Raw genomic sequence first — 18,588 nt, 5'->3', positions numbered from 1 at the left:
CGGGGCGGTGGAGACCCCGCAGGGGCGGTGCCGGACCGGCACCGCCCCTGCGTGTGACCTCAGGCGGTCTGCCGTCGGAGGAGGAACGCCCCGCCCGCTGCCAGGCCGAACAGCGCTGCCGCAACCAGTCCGCGTTGCAGGTTGTTGCCCGAGGTGCTGTCCACACCTGCGATCTCGATGGAGTAGGCCGCCTTTCCGGTGGCGTCAGCCGGTGCTCCGTAGATCATCGCCTCGGTCTGGGCCCGCTCCGCACCCGCCTCGATGAGCGCGTACTTGACGCCGTAGTCCGCTGCCGTCGCCTTGCCGGCGTCGATGAGCTTGCTCGTGCCCTCGTCGGAGAGCCGCTGCGCGCCCTCGGGCAACGCCGGGGCCGCCTCGGCGGCGGTTCCGAGGCCCACGGCGAGCTGGGACGAGCCGTCCGCCGCGGTGAGCAGCCCGTCGGCGAGCTGGTTCGCGCCGACCGCCAGCAGCTGGGTGCCGTCGGCGAGCTTCGCGGAGCCCGCACTGGCCGTGCCGGTTCCGTCGGCGAGCTGGTCGGCACCCGAGGAGACCTGTCCGGCACCGTCGGCGAGGGTGTCGAGGCCGGTGGCGAGGTCGGCGTTGCCCTCGGCGACGAGGGTCGCACCGACGGACAGCTTGTCCAGCCCGAGGATGAGGGCCTGGCCACCCGCGGACAGCTCGTCCACGCCGGCCTGGAGCGAGTGGATCCCACCGCGCAGGGTCTTGTCCGCGGAGGTGTCGTTGTCGTCGCCGACGGCAGCGACAACACCCCCGACGAGCGTGGCCACGCCCTCGTCGACCAGCTGCAGGCCCTCCAACAGCCCAGGCGTGTCTGGATCACAGACCCCCGGGAGACTCGCGTTGCTGAGCCCGCACTCGATCCGCGCCAGACCGGTGGCCGCTTCGATGAGGCTCGCCTTGAGCGCGGCGATGCCCGGAGAAACCTGGCCCGACAGGCCCGCTGCGATCTTCAGCAGACCCTGGATGGCACCCGGATTGTCCGGGTCGGTGTTCGACAGCCCTGTCGAGACCGCGGTGAGGACTTGCTCCGAAGTGGTGGCACTCGTCCTCAGCTGGGACTCGATGTTGGTCGCCGTGCCGTTGACGGTCCCGACGCACAGCGGGTCCGCGGCGCACGAGGGGACGTCGGCAATGTCGCGGATCGCGTTCCCGACCTGCTCGATGCTGCCGCCCGGCGCCAGTGCCGCGGTGTTCCCGTCCCTGACCCCGTTCACGCCGAGGAGCGCCTTCTCGAGGCCGGCTGCGATGGTCTCGGCGCCAGCGGCTGCGCCATCGACGCCGCCCTTGAGCTGGTCGATGGACCCACCGGTGGCCGTCGCCGCGGCCAGACCGGCGCGGATCTTCTCCACGCCCCCGAGGAGCGTCGTCGCATCGCCCGTGGTGCCGATCCCGGCGATGAGCTTCTTGATGCCGGCCTGCAACAGGCCGACGCCCTGCGTGGTGTCGGGGTCGGTCAGTGTTTCGGAGAGTGTCTCGAGGCCCGCGTCGACCTGGGCGAGGCCGGCGGCGACCTGGTCGAGCCCGGCGATCAGTGCCGGCGCTTGGGCCCCCGCCTGGTCCAGGCCGTCGGCGACCTGTGCCGACCCGCCGGCCAGCGTGTCGGCACCGGTCGCGGCCGTGCCGGCACCGTCAGCGACCTGGCCGGCGCCGTCGGCGAGCTGGTTCGCGCCGTCGTCGAGCTGGCCGAGGCCGCTGCTCAGCTCGGCGGCACCGGCGGCTGCCTGGTCGGTTCCGTCGGCCAGCTTGGCAGCACCGGGTGCCGCCGTGCCGGTGAGACCCGCGTTGAGCTGGCCCGCGCCGTCTTTCAGCTTGATGAGGCCGGCGAGGAGCTCGCCGGCGCCGTCGCGCAGCTTGAGGAGGTTGTCGTCGATCGTCGTCGCGCCGGCCGTGAGCGTGGCACCGGTGACGGCGCCCGACTGGTAGGCCGCGGAGCCACCCTTGAAGGACGGGCTGTCGAGCGGGCTCACCGGCAGGGCCGAGATGCTCGCGGGCGGGATCACCCCGTCGGAGATGTTCGCGCGGTAGCCGAAGGTCGCCTCCGGCGCACCGATCGGGCCGAACAGCGTCATCGTGAACGACATCTTCGTGCCGCCCCGACCGTCACCGGCCATGTTGGCCTCGTTGGACGTGACGTCGGTGAACGCCGGCGGGAGCACGGTGGTCAGCGAACCGACCATGGGGATGACGACGTCCTCGGTCGCCGTCACCATCGTGCCGGTGCCGTCGTCGTACGTGATGTCCTGCGGCTGCCCGGTGACGTTGCGCACGGTGTACTGGACCTCCAGGGTCCCGGTCTCGCCGACGACGTCCTCCGGCTCCACCTGCTCACCATCGAGGGCGTACGTCACCGCGACCTCGAGGGGCAGCTCCTGCGGGAAGTCGCTGACCGCGCGCAGTCGCAGGTCGCCGTCGACCTCGTAGGTGCCGACGATCTCACCGTCCACGACCTCGAACCCGCCGAAGGAGTCGAGGTTGCGCAGGCCCTCCGTCTCGACCGGGTTGCGCAGGTCGACGGTGCCGTTGCCCTGCATGGCGATCTGGTCGTAGATCCGCGCCACGTCGAGCTGACCGGTGGGGTCGAGGTAGGCCTGGACCGTCTCGGTGTTGGTGACGACGACGTCGTCGGCCACGATCGTGGCCGCGGCGGCCGGGCTCACGCCCAGCACCATCGCCGCCGAGGCGGCCAGCAGCGTGACGCCGAAACCGGCGACCCTGTGGGTTGTGCTCACTTCTTCTCTCCTGCCATCAGGCCGTTCAGTCGGTCGAGATCCTCGCCCGGAGTCTCAGGGGTTGCCGCGGGGGACGCAGGACCGGAGTCGCGACCCAGGCGGTGCGACCCGCGCTCGTCCGGAGTGTCACTCACCATTTCAGCGATCACCGACGTGGCCAGGTACCCCAGGCCAGCGGCGAGCAGCACGGTGGTCGCCGCCTGGGGCGACTCGTTGAGGAACTGCGCGGGCGCGTTGGTGAAGATCTCCTCGTAGGCGCCGATGATGGCCGCGACCCCGAGCAGGGCTGCCCACAAGGGGAGCCGGTTCATGCTGAACGCACACGCCGCCGCGCACAGCGCGACGACGAGGAAGGCCACGACGGCGCGTCCGTTCGCCGAGTCGGGGATGACCGCGGCCCGCAGTGCGAAGCCGATCCAGGCCAGGACGAAGCCGACCAGGAACGCGGCGATCCGCCCCCAGGAGTAGGGGTGTGGGACCAGCCCCAGGGCGCCACCGATGGCGCCGCCGAGCAGCGCGATGTGCTCGAGGTCGGAGTCGAGCATCCCTCCGACGCTGATGGCCAGTGCCGCAAGCACGGCCAGTACAAGCCCGGCGATCAGGCTTCGTCGCATAAACACCTCGCAAGAAAGGCACCCGACTGCGGTGGCGGGTGCGCTGGGTTACCAGACAGTATCGGCTACCTGCGGAAATGTGGTTGAAATCCGCGAAGCCACGCCAAGGTCAGTCTCCTCCCGCCCCGACCTGGCACGGGACGATCTCGGGGTGACCTTGACGACACCCGTCGGGGCCCGATGACGGGCGGTCCCCGCCTCAGTGGGCGGCGTCGTGCCAGGACCGGCCGACCCCGATGCTGACGTCGAGCGGGACGTCCATCTCGACCGCCGCACCCATCTCGCGCCGCACGAGCGCCTCGACGGCCTCCCGCTCCCCCGGGGCCACCTCGACGACGAGCTCGTCGTGCACCTGGAGCAGGATCCGCGAGCGCGCGCCCTCGGCGGTGAGCGCCCCGTCGACGCCCTTCATCGCGAGCTTGATGATGTCGGCGGCCGACCCCTGGATCGGCGCGTTGAGCGCCATCCGCTCGGCCCCCTCCCGCCGCTGGCGGTTGTCGCTCATCAGGTCGGGCAGGTAGCGGCGGCGGCCGAGCATCGTCGCGGTGTACCCCGTGGCCCGCGCCTCGGCGACGACCTCGCGCAGGTAGTCGCGCACCCCCCCGAAGCGCGCGAAGTACTCGTCCATGAGCCCCTGCGCCTCGCCGGTGGTGATCGTGAGCTGCTTGGACAGGCCGAACGCGGAGAGCCCGTAGGCCAGCCCGTAGCTCATCGCCTTGACCTTGCTGCGCATCGCGGGGGTGACGTCGCCGGGCTCGACCCCGAAGACCCGGGCCCCGACGAAGCGGTGGAGGTCCTCCCCCGAGCGGAACGCCTCGATGAGCCCCTCGTCGCCCGAGAGGTGCGCCATGATCCGCATCTCGATCTGGCTGTAGTCGGCCGACATGAGCGACTCGAAGCCCTCGCCGACGACGAACACCTCGCGGATGCGACGCCCCTCCTCGGTGCGGATCGGGACGTTCTGCAGGTTCGGGTCGGTCGAGGACAGCCGACCGGTGGCGGCGATGGTCTGGATGTACGTCGTGTGGATGCGGCGATCCGGCGCGACCGACTTGATGAGGCCCTCGACGGTCACCCGCAGGCGGCTCGTGTCGCGGTGGCGCAGCAGCGCCTCGAGGAAGGGGTGCTCGGTCTTGACGAAGAGGTCGGCGAGCGCGTCGGCATCCGTCGTGTACCCGGTCTTGGTGCGCTTGGTCTTCGGCATGCCGAGCTGGTCGAAGAGCACCTCCTGGAGCTGCTTCGGGCTGCCGAGGTTGACGTCGCGGCGGCCGATGGCCTCCCAGGCGTCCTCCTGTGCCTGGCGCATCTTGGCGCCGAAGTCGGCCTCGAGCGCCGTGAGCGCGGGCTCGTCGACGGCGATGCCGGTGCGCTCCATCCGCGCGAGGATGTCGACGAGGGGCAGCTCGAGGTCGCGCAGCAGCTCGGTGCCACCCGTCTCCTCGAGCCGCGTGGCGAGCACCTGGGACAGCTCGAGCACGGCACGGGCACGCACCATCGCCTCGCGCTCCGCCGCGTCGTCGTCGGCGGCGAAGTCGAGCATGCCCTGGTCGCCGGCCCCGGTCTCGGCCTTGAGCTCGCGGCCGAGGTGGCGCACGACGAGGTCCTCGAGGTCGAAGGACCGCTGGTCGGGCCGGACGAGGTAGGCGGCCAGCGCGGTGTCGGATCGCACGCCCCGCAGCTCCAGGCCGCGGCAGCTCAGCGCCTGCAGCTGCTCCTTGGCGTCGTGGAGCACCTTGGGCGCGTCCGGGTCGGCGAGCCACGCGGCGAGGACCGCCTCCTCGGCAGGGGTGAGCGCCGTGAGGTCGAGGTAGCCGGTCGTGCCGTCCTCGCCCGCGAAGGCGACGGCACCGGCATCCCCGCCGCCGCCGCGGTAGTGACCGACGACGACGACGCCGTGCGGCATCCGGCGGCCGTGGGCTCCGTCACCGAAGCGCAGGGGCAGGTCGGGGGCGTGCACGACCTCGCCCTCGAGCTCGAACCCGCCCTCGACCTCGTCCTGCTCGACCTCGAAGGTCTGGAACAGCCGGTCGCGCAGCACCCGGAACTCCAGGCCGTCGAAGACCCGGTGCACCTCCTCGCGGTCCCAGGAGGCGCGCTCGAGGTCGGGGACGCCGAGGGGCAGCTCGAGGTCGTCGACGAGCCGGTTGAGGCGGCGGTTGCGCAGCACCCCGTCGAGGTGGGCCCGAAGGTTCTCGCCGACCTTGCCCTTGATCTCGTCGACGTGGGCCACGACCCCGGCGAGGTCGCCGTACTGTGCCAGCCACTTGGCGGCCGTCTTCGGGCCGACCCCGGGCACGCCCGGCAGGTTGTCGCTCGACTCGCCGACGAGCGCCGCGAGGTCGCTGTAGCGCTCGGGCGCGACGAGGTACTTCTCGGTGACCGCGGCCGGGTCCATCCGCCAGACCTCGGACACGCCCCGGACCGGGTAGAGCAGGGTGACCTTGTCGGACACGAGCTGGAAGGCGTCGCGGTCGCCGGTGCAGATGACGACCTCGTGCCCGGCCTCGACGGCCTGCCGGGTGAGGGTGGCGATGACGTCGTCGGCCTCGAACCCCTCGACGCCGACGTGCCGGATGCGCAGTGCGTCGAGGACCTCGCGCAGCAGGGGCAGCTGGCCCGAGAACTCGGCCGGGGTGACCGAGCGACCCGCCTTGTAGTCGGGGTACTCGTCGGCGCGGAAGGTCTTGCGCGAGACGTCGAAGGCGACGCCGACGTGGGTGGGGGCCTCGTCGCGCAGGACGTTGATGAGCATCGCCGTGAAGCCGTAGACGGCGTTGGTGTGCTGCCCCGTGCTCGTCGAGAAGTTCTCGACCGGGAGCGCGAAGAAGGCCCGGTAGGCGAGCGAGTGTCCGTCGAGGAGGAGGAGCTTCACGCGTGGCAGCCTATCCACCATGACCGACACCCCCGGCCCTCCCGGCGCCGCCCCCGACCCTGCCCTCGACCCCACCCCCGACCGCACTCCCGGCACGCCCGGACCCCGTCCCGGCGTCGACCCCGGCGCCGACGCGCTGCGCGAGATGAACCCCGACTCGCTCATGCACCGGATGGGCATCGAGGTCGTCGAGGCCAGCGCCGAACGGCTCGTCGCGACGATGCCGGTGCGGGGCAACACCCAGCCCTACGGCCTGCTCCACGGCGGGGCGTCGGTCGTCCTCGCCGAGACGCTCGGGTCGATGGGTGCGGCGCTGCACGCCGGCCCGGACAAGGCCGTCGTCGGGCTCGACATCAACGCGACCCACCACCGCGCCGCCCGCTCCGGGGTCGTCACCGGCACGGCGACGCCGATCAGCCTCGGGCGCACCCTGGCCTGCTACGAGGTCGTCGTCACCGACGACGGCGGCCGGCGCGTCTGCACGAGCCGGATCACCTGCCTCATCCGGGACGCCGCCCCGGGCTCCTGACGGCCTCCCGGATGCCGTGCCGGGCCCGTCGGGTGCCGTGCCGGGCCAGCCGGACGCCGTGCCGGGTCGGAAGGCTGCCCGTCCCGCGTCAGAACGGACGCGACGCCGCGGGCAGGGCGCGGCTGCGCAGCGACCGCCGCCGCCGCAGCAGCTCGTTGCCGGTCTCGCAGCTCTCGGGGGCGAGCTTGCGGCGCAGCTGGCTCGTCGAGACGACCCGGCGCACGATGACCGAGGAGAACCCGAGCCGCGCGAAGAAGCGGTTGGCGTCGCGGCTGGCCTGCGGCACGTTCGAGACGACGAGCTCGCAGCCGGAGCGCTCCGCCGCCGACAGCACCGCCGCGATGAGTGACTTCGCCACCCCGTGGCGGCGGGCGGCGGGCGCGACCCACAGCTGCTCGATGGCGAGCTCGGCCTGGGGGCTGAGCCCGAACGGGTTCTCGGTCGTGATGGCGTAGCCGACGGCCTCACCGTCGAGGCGCGCGACGAAGACGTTGACGCCGGGCCGCCGCAGGGCCCAGCCGAGCCGGCCGTCGGCGACGAGGCGGGTGGCCGCCTCCCTGCTCGAGCCCGAGTCGACGCGGGCCGCGAGCCACAGCCCGGTGACGTCCCGCAGGTCGTCCCGGTCGACCGGGGTCACCTCCACCGTCCGCCTGGCCACAGCACCTCCGTCTCGGTCGACCCCGGCGTCGTCACCGGGCGGGAACGCTCCCGAGCACCCGACCCTAGACCCCGGGTGGGGGCGGGCGGAAGCCCGGGTCGGTGAGGATGTGGCCGTCGCCGTAGGCTGCCGCCGTGACCTCGCTGTTCCCGGGCGCCGGGACCCTTCTCAACGTCCTCACAGTCCTCGTCGGCGCCGGTCTGGGGATGGCCGTGGGGCACCGGTTCAAGGAGCACACGCGCTCGGTCGTCACCGACGTGCTCGGGCTCGTGACCCTCCTCGTCGCGGGGCTGTCGGCCATGTCGGTCACCGACCCGGCGCTGCGCGAGGCGGTGGGCGCGGGGTTCCCGCTGCTCGTCGTCCTCGGGTCGCTGCTCATCGGCTCGATCCTCGGTTCGGTGCTGCGGATCGAGGCCCGGCTCGAGGGCCTCGCGGGCACGATCCAGGCCTTCGTCTCCCGTCGGTGGAGCTCCGAGGGCGGCACCGACCACGCCGCCCGGGAACGCTTCATCGAGGGCTGGCTCACGGCATCCCTGCTCTTCTGCGTCGGCCCGCTGACCATCCTCGGGTCGCTCAACGACGGGCTCGGGCGCGGCATCGACCAGCTCGCCCTCAAGGCGGTGCTCGACGGCTTCGCGGCGATGGCGTTCGCCGCGAGCTTCGGAGTCGGGGTGCTGCTCTCCGCGGTGTCGGTGCTCGTCGTCCAGGGCACCCTGACCGTCGTCGGCGTGCTGCTCGGCTCGCTCGTCCCCGAGGCCCACATCGCCGCGCTCACCGCGACGGGCGGCCTCATGCTCGCGGGCATCGCGCTGCGGCTGCTGCGGATCCGCGACGTACCGGTCGGCGACATGCTGCCGGCCCTCGTCGTCGCGCCGCTGCTCACCCAGGTCGTCGTCTGGCTTCGCTGAGGTGCACGGGTCCGGGTGCCCCACTTTTCCGCCCCATGAGGGAAGCCCGCGGTCCACACGGGTTGACATGCCGTGCGAACCTCGCGTGTGCCGTGCCCAGCCGGGTCGCCCCGGTGCGCCACGGCATCCGTCGTGGGCGCAGGACATCCGTCGCGGGCTCAGGGGATCCGTCGTGGGCGCAGGACCTCAGGCCTTCTCCATGCCGGCGACGACCGCCTCGGCGACCTCGCGCATCCCCATCCGGCGGTCCATCGCGGTCTTCTGGATCCAGCGGAAGGCATCGGCCTCGGTGATCTTCAGCTTGGTCATGAGCACGCCCTTGGCCCGGTCGACGGCCTTGCGGGTCTCGAGCCGGTCGCCGAGGTCGGCGACCTCGGCCTCGAGCGCCTTGAGCTCGGACCAGCGCGACAGGGCGATGTCGATCGCGGGGGTGACGTCACCGGCCGTGAACGGCTTGACGATGTAGGCCATGACGCCGGCGTCGCGGGCCCGCTCGACGAGCTCGGTCTGGCTGAAGGCCGTGAGCATGACGACCGGGCAGATCCGCTCCTTGCCGATCTGCTCGGCGGCGGTGATGCCGTCCATGACCGGCATCTTGATGTCCATGATGACGATGTCGGGCCGCAGCGCGGTGGCCATCGCCACGGCCTGCTCGCCGTCGCCGGCCTGTCCGACGACGTCGTAGCCGGCCTCGCCGAGCATCTCGGCCAGGTCGAGCCGGATGATCGCCTCGTCCTCGGCGACGAGGACGCGCTTGGTCGACGCAGGGGACGCGGGGGGCGTGCTCTCACTCATGTGCCGGGAGCGGGACTCGAACCCGCACGCCCTCGCGGGCAGAGCATTTTGAGTGCTCCGTGTCTGCCGTTCCACCACCCCGGCGGGGGCCGTCGCCAGCATAGCGACGGGCGGCGTGGCCCCCGTCAGACGGTCCCCGAGGCGATCTCGCTGTACGCCGGGGCCACCCGGTTCTTCGCGTCGCCGATGCGGTGCACCCGCAGCGCGTTCGTGGACCCGGGGATGCCGGGTGGGGACCCGGCGACGATGACGACCTGCTCGCCCTCGACGACCCGGCCCGCCGCGAGCAGCACCTCGTCGACCTGCATCGCCATCTCGTCGGTGTGCTTCGCCTCCCCGACGAGGAAGGTCTCGACGCCCCAGGCGAGGGCGAGCTGGCTGCGGGTCCACTGGTTGGGGGTGAACGCGAGCATCGGGATGCGGGGGCGCACCCGGGCCAGGCGGCGGGTGGAGTCGCCGCTCGTCGTGAAGGTGATGAGGTACTTGACCCCGAGCAGCTCGCCGATGTCGGCGGCCGCCGCCGTGACGGCGCCGCCCTTGGAGCTCGGGCGGGTGCCGAGGGGCCGGATGCGGTGCATGCCGTGGTCCTCGGTGTTCTCGATGATGCGGGCCATCGTGCGCACCGCCGCGAACGGGTTCTTGCCGATGCTCGTCTCGCCGGACAGCATGAGCGCGTCGGCGCCGTCGAGCACCGCGTTCGCGGCGTCCGAGGCCTCGGCGCGCGTCGGGCGGCTGTTCTCGATCATCGACTCGAGCACCTGGGTCGCGACGATGACCGGCTTGGCCCGGCGGCGGGCGATCTCGCACGCGCGCTTCTGCACGAGCGGGACCTCCTCGAGCGGCATCTCGACGCCGAGGTCGCCGCGGGCCACCATGACGCCGTCGAAGGCGCGGATGATCTCGTCGAGGTTCTCGACGGCCTGCGGCTTCTCGATCTTGGCGATGACCGGGAGGCGGATGCCCTCCTCGTCCATGATCTGGTGGACGTCGCGGATGTCCTCGGCGGTGCGCACGAAGGACAGCGCGATCATGTCGACGCGGATCCTGAGCGCCCAGCGCAGGTCGTCCTTGTCCTTCTCCGACATCGCCGGCACCGAGACGGCGACTCCGGGCAGGTTGATGCCCTTGTTGTTCGACAGCGTGCCGCCCTCGAGCACCTGGCAGACGACGTCGGTCTCGGTGACGTCGGTCGCGATGAGCGCGAGCTTGCCGTCGTCGATGAGGATGCGGTCGCCGGCGGTGACGTCGCCGGGCAGGCCGGCGTACGTCGTGCCGACCTCCTTCTCGTCGCCGGGGACGTCGCGGGTGGTGATCGTGAACTGCGTGCCCGGGACGAGCTCGATCGGGCCGTTCGCGAAGCGGGCGGTGCGGATCTTCGGGCCCTGGAGGTCGACGAGGATGCCGACCGCGCGCCCGGTCACGTCGCTCGCCTTGCGCACGTCGCGGTAGACCCGCTCGTGGTCGGCGTGGTCGCCGTGGCTGAGGTTGAGCCGGGCGACGTCCATGCCCGCGCGGACGAGCTCACGCAGGTTCTCGGCGGAGGTCGTGGCGGGCCCGAGGGTGCAGACGATCTTGGCGCGGCGCATGCGGCAAGGGTATCGGTGGAAACGCTTCCACCGTGACGGGTGCCACATCCCGGACCGGGCTTCGGGACCCGCGCCGCGGGGCTTCCCGGGTCAGGCGATGAGGGGGCGGTCGGTCGGGTTCACCGGCCGGGGCAGGCGGGACGGCTTGCCCATGAGCCAGGCGTCGACCTCGTGCGCCGCCGACCGGCCCTCGGCGATGGCCCAGACGATGAGCGACTGCCCGCGCCCCGCGTCGCCGGCGACGAACACCCCGGGCACGTTGGTCATGAACGCGTCGTCGCGGGCGGCGTTCGTGCGCGCGTCGCGCTCGACGCCGAGCTGGTCGAGGAGGTCCTGCTGCGGTCCGAGGAAGCCCATCGCGAGGAGGACGAGCTGGGCCGGGATCTCGCGCTCGGAGCCCTCGACCCTCTCGAACCCGCTCTCCCCCATCCGCACCTCGTGCAGCCGCAGCCCGCTGACCCGCCCCTGCTCGTCACCGACGATCTCGCTCGTCGACACCGCGTAGACACGCTCGCCACCCTCCTCGTGCGCCGAGGCGATGCGGAAGGTCATCGGGTAGGTCGGCCACGGCTGGTTCGCGGCGCGCTCCGCCGGCGGCTGCGGCATGATCTCGAGGCTCGTCACCGACCGCGCACCCTGGCGGTGCGAGGTGCCGATGCAGTCGGCACCGGTGTCGCCACCGCCGATGACGACGACGTCCTTGCCCTCGGCCGTCACCTGGCCCTCGACGCTCTGGCCGAGCGCGACCCGGTTGGCGGGCGGCAGGAAGTCCATCGCCTGGAGCACCCCGTCGAGCTCGCGGCCCGGCACCGGCAGGTCGCGCGGCACCGTGGCGCCGGTCGCGACGACGACGGCGTCGAAGCGCTTGCGCAGGTCGGCGGCCGTGAGGTCGCGCCCGATCTCGACGCCGGTGCGGAAGCGGGTGCCCTCGGACTTCATCTGCGCGATGCGCCGGTCGAGGACGGCCTTCTCCATCTTGAACTCGGGGATGCCGTAGCGCAGCAGCCCACCGGGGGCGTCGGCCCGCTCGTAGACCGCGACCGTGTGCCCGGCACGGGTCAGCTGCTGGGCGGCGGCCAGGCCCGCGGGGCCTGAGCCGATGACGGCGACGGTCTTGCCGGAGAGCCGCTCGGGCGCCTCCGGGGTGACCGTGCCGTTCGCGAAGGCCCGGTCGATGATGCTGACCTCGACCTGCTTGATCGTGACGGCCGGCTGGTTGATGCCGAGGACGCAGGCCGCCTCGCACGGAGCCGGGCACAGCCGCCCCGTGAACTCGGGGAAGTTGTTCGTCGCGTGGAGGCGGTCGATCGCCTGGCGCCAGTCGCCGCGCCACGCGAGGTCGTTCCACTCGGGGATGAGGTTGCCCAGCGGACAGCCGCTGTGGCAGAACGGGATGCCGCAGTCCATGCAGCGGCCGGCCTGGCGCTGCAGCTCGGTGACCGGCTGCTCCTCGTAGACCTCCTTCCAGTCCTTGATCCGGACCGGCACGGGTCGACGGCGCGGCAGCTCGCGCTCGCGCGTCCTCAGGAATCCCTGGGGGTCAGCCACGGGAGGCCTCCATGATCCGCTCCCACACCTGGGTGCCGTCGAGGTCGAGGCCCTCCGCCGCAGCCTTCGCCCGCACGTCGAGCACGCGCTGGTAGGCCCGGGGCAGGACCAGGGTGAACGCCGAGCGGGACGCGTCCCAGTCGGCGAGGAGCCGGGCAGCCACCGACGAGTCCGTCCACCGGAGATGGCGCTCGAGGAGGTCGCGCACGACGAGCTCGTCCTCGGGCCGCAGCGAGCCGAGGTCGACGAGCTCACGGTTGACACGGTCGTGGTCGAGGTCGAGCACGTACGCGACCCCGCCCGACATCCCGGCCGCGACGTTGCGGCCGGTGGGGCCGAGGATGAGCGCGGTGCCACCGGTCATGTACTCGAGGCCGTGGTCCCCCACGCCCTCGACGACCGCCGTGGCGCCGGAGTTGCGCACGCAGAACCGCTCGCCGACCCGGCCGCGCAGGAAGAGCTCGCCGGAGGTGGCGCCGTAGGCGATGACGTTGCCCGCGATGACGTTCTCCTCGGCGACGAGCGCCGAGCCGGGGGCGGGCCGCACGACGACCCGGCCACCGGACAGGCCCTTGCCGACGTAGTCGTTCGCGTCGCCCTCGAGCCGAAGGGTGATCCCGGACGGCAGGAAGGCGCCGAAGCTCTGCCCGGCCGACCCGGTGAACGTGAGGTCGACCGTGCCGTCCTCGAGCCCCGCCGGGTGGGCCTTGGTGACCTCGTGGCCGAGCATCGTGCCGACGGTGCGGTTGACGTTGCGGATCGGGAACCGGGCCGTGACCGGGGCGCCGTGGTCGATCGCGTCGCGCGCCGCGGCGATGAGCTGGTGGTCGAGCGCCTTCTCGAGCCCGTGGTCCTGCCCCGTCGTGTGCCGGATGCCGGAGCCGTCGGGGCTGTTCACCCTGGCCAGGACCGGGGCGAGGTCGAGGCCCGAGGCCTTCCAGTGGGTGATGGCCCGGGACGCGTCGATGTGCTGGACCTGCCCCACGGCCTCCGCGACGCTGCGGAAGCCGAGCGCGGCGAGGTGCTCGCGGACCTCCTCGGCGATGTACTCGAAGAAGGTCTCGACGAACTCCGGCGTGCCGGAGAACCGGGCCCGCAGCTCGGGGTTCTGCGTCGCGATGCCGACCGGGCAGGTGTCGAGGTGGCACACCCGCATGAGGATGCACCCCGACACGACGAGGGGGGCGGTGGCGAAGCCGAACTCCTCGGCGCCGAGCAGCGCGGCGACGACGACGTCGCGCCCCGTCTTGATCTGGCCGTCGACCTGGACGACGATCCGGTCGCGCAGCCCGTTGAGGACGAGGGTCTGCTGGGTCTCGGCGAGCCCGAGCTCCCACGGCCCGCCGGCGTGCTTGAGGCTCGTCAGCGGGCTCGCGCCGGTGCCTCCGTCGTGCCCGGAGATGAGGACGACGTCGGCGTGTGCCTTGCTCACCCCGGCCGCGACCGTGCCGACCCCGACCTCGGAGACGAGCTTGACGTGGATGCGCGCCCCGGGGTTGGCGTTCTTGAGGTCGTGGATGAGCTGGGCGAGGTCCTCGATGGAGTAGATGTCGTGGTGCGGCGGCGGGCTGATGAGCCCGACCCCCGGCGTCGAGTGCCGGGTGCGCGCGACCCACGGGTACACCTTCGGGCCGGGCAGCTGGCCCCCCTCCCCCGGCTTGGCGCCCTGGGCCATCTTGATCTGGATGTCGTCGGCGTGGGTGAGGTAGAGCGAGGTGACGCCGAAGCGACCGGACGCGACCTGCTTGATCGCGGACCGTCGCTCGGGGTCCATGAGCCGCTCGGGGTCCTCGCCGCCCTCGCCCGTGTTCGAGCGGGCCCTGAGGCGGTTCATCGCGATGGCGAGGGTCTCGTGGGCCTCCATGCTGATCGAGCCGTAGCTCATCGCGCCGGTGTTGAACCGCGTGACGATCTCGCTGACCGGTTCGACCTCCTCGATCGGCACCGGGGGCCGCGGGTCGGCGCCGCCGAGCTCGAAGAGCCCACGCAGGGTCATCAGCCGCCCGGACTGCTCGTCGATGCGCTGGGTGTACTGCTTGAACACGTCGTAGCGGCGCGACCGGGTCGCGTGCTGGAGGCGGAAGACCGTCTCGGGGTCGAACAGGTGCGGTTCGCCCTCGCGGCGCCACTGGTACTCGCCGCCGACCATGAGCTTGCGGTGGGGCTGCCGGATGCCGTCCGGCGGGTAGGCCATCGCGTGCCGCGCCGCGGTCTCGGCCGCGAGGACGTCGAGCCCCACCCCGCCGAGCTGGCTCGACGTGCCGGTGAAGAACTCGTCGACGAGCTCCTGGGACAGGCCGATCGCCTCGAACACCTGGGCCCCGCGGTACGACGCGACCGTCGAGATGCCCATCTTGGACATCACCTTGAGCACGCCCTTGCCGAGCGCCTTGATGAGGTTGGCCACCGCCTTCTCCTCGGTGACCGAGGTGACGGCGCCGCTGCGGACCATGTCCTCGACGGTCTCCATGGCGAGGTAGGGGTTGATCGCCGCCGCACCGTAGCCGACGAGGAGCGCGACGTGGTGCACCTCGCGCACGTCGCCGGCCTCGACGAGGAGTCCGACCTGGGTGCGGGTCTTCTCCCGGATGAGGTGGTGGTGCACCGCGGAGGTCAGCAGCAGCGACGGGATCGGCGCGAGGTCACGGTCGGAGTCGCGGTCCGACAGCACGACGAAGCGTGCCCCGCCGGCGATCGCGGCCGAGACCTCGTCGAAGATCTCGTGCAGCCGTGCCCGCAGGGCGTCCGCCCCGCCGGTGACGTCGTAGGTGCCCTTGACGACGACGGTGCTGTAGCCGGGCAGGTCGCCGTCGGCGTTGATGTGGACGATCTTGGCCAGCTCGTCGTTGTCGATGACCGGGAAGGGCAGCACGACCTGGCGGGCGTGGGCGGGGTTGGCGTCGAGGACGTTGCCCTCGGGGCCCATCGTCGTGCCGAGCGAGGTGACGAGCTCCTCTCGGATGGCGTCGAGCGGGGGGTTGGTCACCTGGGCGAAGAGCTGCGTGAAGTAGTCGAAGACGAGCCGGGGCCGCTCCGACAGCACGGCGATCGGGGTGTCGGTGCCCATCGACCCCAGGGCCTCACCACCGGTGCTCGCCATCGGGGCGAGGATGACCTTGAGCTCCTCCTCGGTGTAGCCGAAGGTGCGCTGACGCCGCGCGACCGAGGCCGCGGTGTGGATGATGTGCTCGCGCTCGGGCAGGTCGGACAGCTCGATGAGCCCGGCGTGGAGCCACTCCTCGTACGGCTTCTCACCGGCGAGGGTGGACTTGACCTCCTCGTCGCTGACGATCCGGCCGGCCGCGGTGTCGACGAGGAACATCCGGCCCGGCTGGAGCCGCCCGCGCCGCACGACGTTCTCGGGCTCGATGTCGAGCACGCCGGCCTCGGAGGCGAGGACGACGAGGCCGTCGCCGGTGACCCAGTAACGGCCGGGGCGCAGCCCGTTGCGGTCGAGGACGGCGCCGATGAGGGTGCCGTCGGTGAACGTCACGCACGCCGGGCCGTCCCACGGCTCCATGAAGGTGGAGTGGAACTCGTAGAACGCCCGTCGGGCGGGGTCCATCGACTCGTGGTTCTCCCAGGCCTCCGGGATCATCATGAGCACGGCGTGCGGCAGGGACCGGCCGCCGAGGTGCAGCAGCTCGAGCACCTCGTCGAAGGTCGCGGAGTCCGAGGCCCCGGGGGTGCACACCGGGAAGATCCGCTCGATGTCGCCGGGGATGACGTCGGAGCTGATCTGGCTCTCGCGGGCCCGCATCCAGTTGCGGTTGCCCTTGACCGTGTTGATCTCGCCGTTGTGGGCGATGAGGCGGTACGGGTGGGCGAGCGGCCAGCTCGGGAAGGTGTTCGTCGAGAAGCGCGAGTGCACGAGCGCGAGCTCGGAGGCGAAGCGCTCGTCGGACAGGTCGGGGAAGAACGGCTCGAGCTGCCCGGTCGTCAGCATGCCCTTGTAGACGACGGTGCGCGCCGACAGGGACGGGAAGTAGACCTCGGCCTCGTGCTCGGCCCGCTTGCGCAGGCAGAACGCCACCCTTTCCAGCTCGAGCCCGGTGAGGCCGGCGCCGGACGCGACGAAGAGCTGGCGGAAGACCGGCATGCACTCCCGGGCCGAGCGGCCCACGAGGTCGGGGGTCACCGGGACGTCACGCCAGGCGAGGACGCGCAGGCCCTCCTCGCCGGCGATCCGCTCGATCCGGGCCTCGGCGGTGGTGCGCGCGTCGGCGTCCTGCGGCAGGTAGGCCATGCCGACGGCATACCCGCCCGCGGGCGGCAGCTCGGCGTCGAGGACCGCCCGGAAGAACGCGTCGGGCACCTGGGTGAGGATGCCGGCCCCGTCACCGACGAGGGGGTCGGCGCCGGTGGCGCCGCGGTGGTCGAGGTTGCGCAGCGCGTCGAGCGCGTGGACGACGATGTCGTGCCCGGCACTGCCCCGCATCGTCGCGACGAGGGCCACCCCGCAGGCGTCGTGCTCGTGCTCGCCGCGGTAGAGGCCCACGTCGTCGGGCTGGGCGGAGAAGCGGGCGACGGTCACGTCGCATCACCGTCCTCGGGGTCGTCGACCCCCGAGGGGGCCGGGCACGGCAAGGTCAGGCGCGGACGGCTCTGGCCACGTGCCGGAAGGATATCGCCGCACCCGCGCGTCTTGCCATCCGAGCGGTGCTATCCCACATCCTGGGACTTGGGGTCGCTCTCCGGGACGCGCCGGCGACGGTCGAGCCGGCCGGTGTACCAGATGATCCACACCCCGAGGAGGAAGACGAGGATGCTCGTCCAGACGTTGAGCCGCTGGCCGAGGACGAGCTCGGCCTCGTCGGTGCGCATCCGCTCGATGATGATCCGCCCGACCGGGTACCCCGCGACGTAGAGCCCGAAGAGCTGACCCGGGGCGAGTGTGCGCCGCTTCTCGACGACGAGCAGGGCGACTGCCAGCAGGACGAGGAAGACGGCCTCGTACAGGAAGGTCGGGTGGAAGACCCCGAGGAGCACCGGGTTGCCGGCCGAGTCGACGACCGCCCGACCGGCGGCCTGGTCCCACTCGTGGATCTCGAGCCCCCAGGGCAGGGTCGTCGGGCCGCCGTAGAGCTCGTTGTTGAACCAGTTGCCGAAGCGGCCGATGGCCTGGGCGAACGCGACGCCCGGGGCGGCCGCGTCCGCGAACGCGAGGAAGCTGATGCCCTGGCGACGGCATCCGATCCAGGCCCCGAGGGCACCGAGCGAGATCGCCCCCCAGATGCCGAGCCCACCCTCCCAGATCCGCAGGGCGTCGAGCGGGTTGCCGTCCGGGCCCCAGTACGGGTCGGGGGTCGTGATGACGTGGTAGATCCGGCCGCCGACGATCCCGAACAGGACGGCGTACGCCGCGACGTCGAGGGCCTGGCCCGCCTCGTACCCCCGCGGGACGAGGCGCCGGCCGGTGAGCCACACGGCGACGACGATCCCGATGAGGATGCACAGCGCGTACATCCGCAGCGGGAGCGGGCCGAGGTGGAGCACCCCGACCGTGGGGCTCGGGAGGTAGGCCGGGAGGTAGGCCGTCACTGGGTGGCGTTCTCGATGGCCTCGGTGAGCAGCTCGGGCGACGCGATGGAGCCGAGCTCGACGTCCTCGCCGTTGATCCGCACCGTCGGGGTGCCGCGCACGCCGTCCTGGAAGCTCGTCGCCTCGACCGAGTCGACGTAGTCGACGTACTTGCCGGCGTCGACGCAGGCCTGCCACGTCGTGAGGGCCGGGCCGGTCACCCCGGCGGCCTCGGCCATGCTCTGGAGCTGGGCGTCGGTGAAGCCCTCGCCCTCGACCGCGGGCTGGTTCGGGAACACCTGCTCGTGGAACGCCTCGAACCTGCCGTCGTCCGACGCGCAGAACGCGGCGTTGCCGGCCCGGGTCGAGCTGTCGTTGCCGAGGTTGTCGTCGAGGAAGTTCTTCACGTGGTAGACGAGCTTGATCTTCCCCTCCTGCGCCAGGCTCGTGAACGTGTCACCGACGACCGCCTCGAAGCTGGCGCACGCGGGGCACTGGTAGTCGACGTAGACGTCCACGGTCGGCGCGTTCGCGGCCGCGGTGACGTCCTGGAAGGCCGGGAAGCCCTGGCCGAGCTCGCTGACCCCGGTCGGCAGGGCGTTGCCCCCACCCGTGATCTCGTCCTCCTGGGACTGCTGCATCCAGATGACGCCGCCGACGACCGCGATGATCGCGACGACGAGCACCACCGTCGCCACGACGATCTTGTTGGCGCCGGAGCCCTGCGAGGTCTGCGCGGCCTGGATCTTGGCCTGGCGCGACGAGGCGGGCTGACGGGTCGGCTTCTTGCCCATGGTGGTCGGGATCT

The 18,588-nt window shown here is 72.1% G+C and carries 12 protein-coding genes and 1 tRNA gene; 2 read left to right on the top strand and 11 right to left on the bottom strand.

The window, feature by feature from the left end:
* Positions 1-59: 59 nt before the first annotated feature.
* The 3 genes from ABD899_RS06350 to polA form a co-directional block, all read right to left on the bottom strand.
* Entirely contained in the window at positions 60-2,750 is a 2,691-nt protein-coding gene (locus ABD899_RS06350; RefSeq protein ID WP_345203652.1) for a hypothetical protein, read from the bottom strand.
* The gene (locus ABD899_RS06345) at positions 2,747-3,364 is read right to left on the bottom strand and encodes a hypothetical protein (RefSeq protein WP_345203650.1); all 618 of its coding nucleotides are present in this window, start codon (positions 3,362-3,364) and stop codon (positions 2,747-2,749) included. The genes ABD899_RS06350 and ABD899_RS06345 overlap by 4 nt, the downstream gene beginning before the upstream one ends.
* A 199-nt stretch (positions 3,365-3,563) precedes the next feature.
* A complete protein-coding gene (polA, locus tag ABD899_RS06340) occupies positions 3,564-6,257 on the bottom strand; it encodes a DNA polymerase I (RefSeq protein ID WP_345203648.1) in 2,694 nt (897 codons plus the stop codon).
* On the opposite strand from polA, the gene ABD899_RS06335 reads away from it, so the two are divergent.
* Positions 6,256-6,765 carry a PaaI family thioesterase gene (locus ABD899_RS06335; RefSeq protein ID WP_425474944.1) on the top strand — a complete coding sequence of 170 codons (510 nt, stop codon included), beginning with the start codon at positions 6,256-6,258 and terminating at the stop codon, positions 6,763-6,765. The two genes, polA and ABD899_RS06335, sit on opposite strands and share 2 nt — an antisense overlap.
* Before the next feature lie 88 nt (positions 6,766-6,853).
* Here ABD899_RS06335 and ABD899_RS06330 read toward each other — a convergent pair whose 3' ends face one another.
* Positions 6,854-7,408, bottom strand: a complete 555-nt coding sequence (locus tag ABD899_RS06330; protein WP_345203646.1) for a GNAT family N-acetyltransferase — start codon at positions 7,406-7,408, stop codon at positions 6,854-6,856.
* Between the two features lie 149 nt (positions 7,409-7,557).
* Here ABD899_RS06330 and ABD899_RS06325 point away from each other — a divergent pair, with 149 nt between their 5' ends.
* On the top strand, positions 7,558-8,331 hold the full coding sequence (locus ABD899_RS06325; protein ID WP_345203643.1) for a DUF554 domain-containing protein: 774 nt from the start codon (positions 7,558-7,560) through the stop codon (positions 8,329-8,331).
* 186 nt (positions 8,332-8,517) lie between these two features.
* Here ABD899_RS06325 and ABD899_RS06320 read toward each other — a convergent pair whose 3' ends face one another.
* The 7 genes from ABD899_RS06320 to ABD899_RS06290 form a co-directional block, all read right to left on the bottom strand.
* Positions 8,518-9,126 (bottom strand): ANTAR domain-containing response regulator, encoded by a 609-nt coding sequence (locus ABD899_RS06320; protein WP_345203641.1) that lies wholly within the window; start codon positions 9,124-9,126, stop codon positions 8,518-8,520.
* A gap of 1 nt (position 9,127) precedes the next feature.
* A tRNA-Leu gene (locus tag ABD899_RS06315) sits at positions 9,128-9,210 on the bottom strand.
* 41 nt (positions 9,211-9,251) lie between these two features.
* Positions 9,252-10,712, bottom strand: a complete 1,461-nt coding sequence (gene pyk / locus ABD899_RS06310; RefSeq protein WP_345203639.1) for a pyruvate kinase — start codon at positions 10,710-10,712, stop codon at positions 9,252-9,254.
* A 90-nt stretch (positions 10,713-10,802) separates the two neighbouring features.
* The gene (locus tag ABD899_RS06305) at positions 10,803-12,260 is read right to left on the bottom strand and encodes a glutamate synthase subunit beta (protein ID WP_345203637.1); all 1,458 of its coding nucleotides are present in this window, start codon (positions 12,258-12,260) and stop codon (positions 10,803-10,805) included.
* The gene (gltB, locus tag ABD899_RS06300) at positions 12,253-16,794 is read right to left on the bottom strand and encodes a glutamate synthase large subunit (protein WP_345203635.1); all 4,542 of its coding nucleotides are present in this window, start codon (positions 16,792-16,794) and stop codon (positions 12,253-12,255) included. The genes ABD899_RS06305 and gltB overlap by 8 nt, the downstream gene beginning before the upstream one ends.
* A 128-nt stretch (positions 16,795-16,922) precedes the next feature.
* A complete protein-coding gene (lgt, locus tag ABD899_RS06295) occupies positions 16,923-17,801 on the bottom strand; it encodes a prolipoprotein diacylglyceryl transferase (RefSeq protein ID WP_345203632.1) in 879 nt (292 codons plus the stop codon).
* Positions 17,798-18,574, bottom strand: coding sequence for a DsbA family protein (locus ABD899_RS06290; protein WP_345203629.1), 777 nt, complete (start codon positions 18,572-18,574; stop codon positions 17,798-17,800). The genes lgt and ABD899_RS06290 overlap by 4 nt, the downstream gene beginning before the upstream one ends.
* Between the last annotated feature and the right edge of the window lie 14 nt (positions 18,575-18,588).

The sequence above is a fragment of the Fodinibacter luteus genome (genome assembly GCF_039541575.1).
GTDB classification, from domain to species: domain Bacteria; phylum Actinomycetota; class Actinomycetes; order Actinomycetales; family Dermatophilaceae; genus Fodinibacter; species Fodinibacter luteus.
Note: the sequence above shows the minus strand (reverse complement) of the source record. Positions and strands in the feature narration are given on the sequence as shown.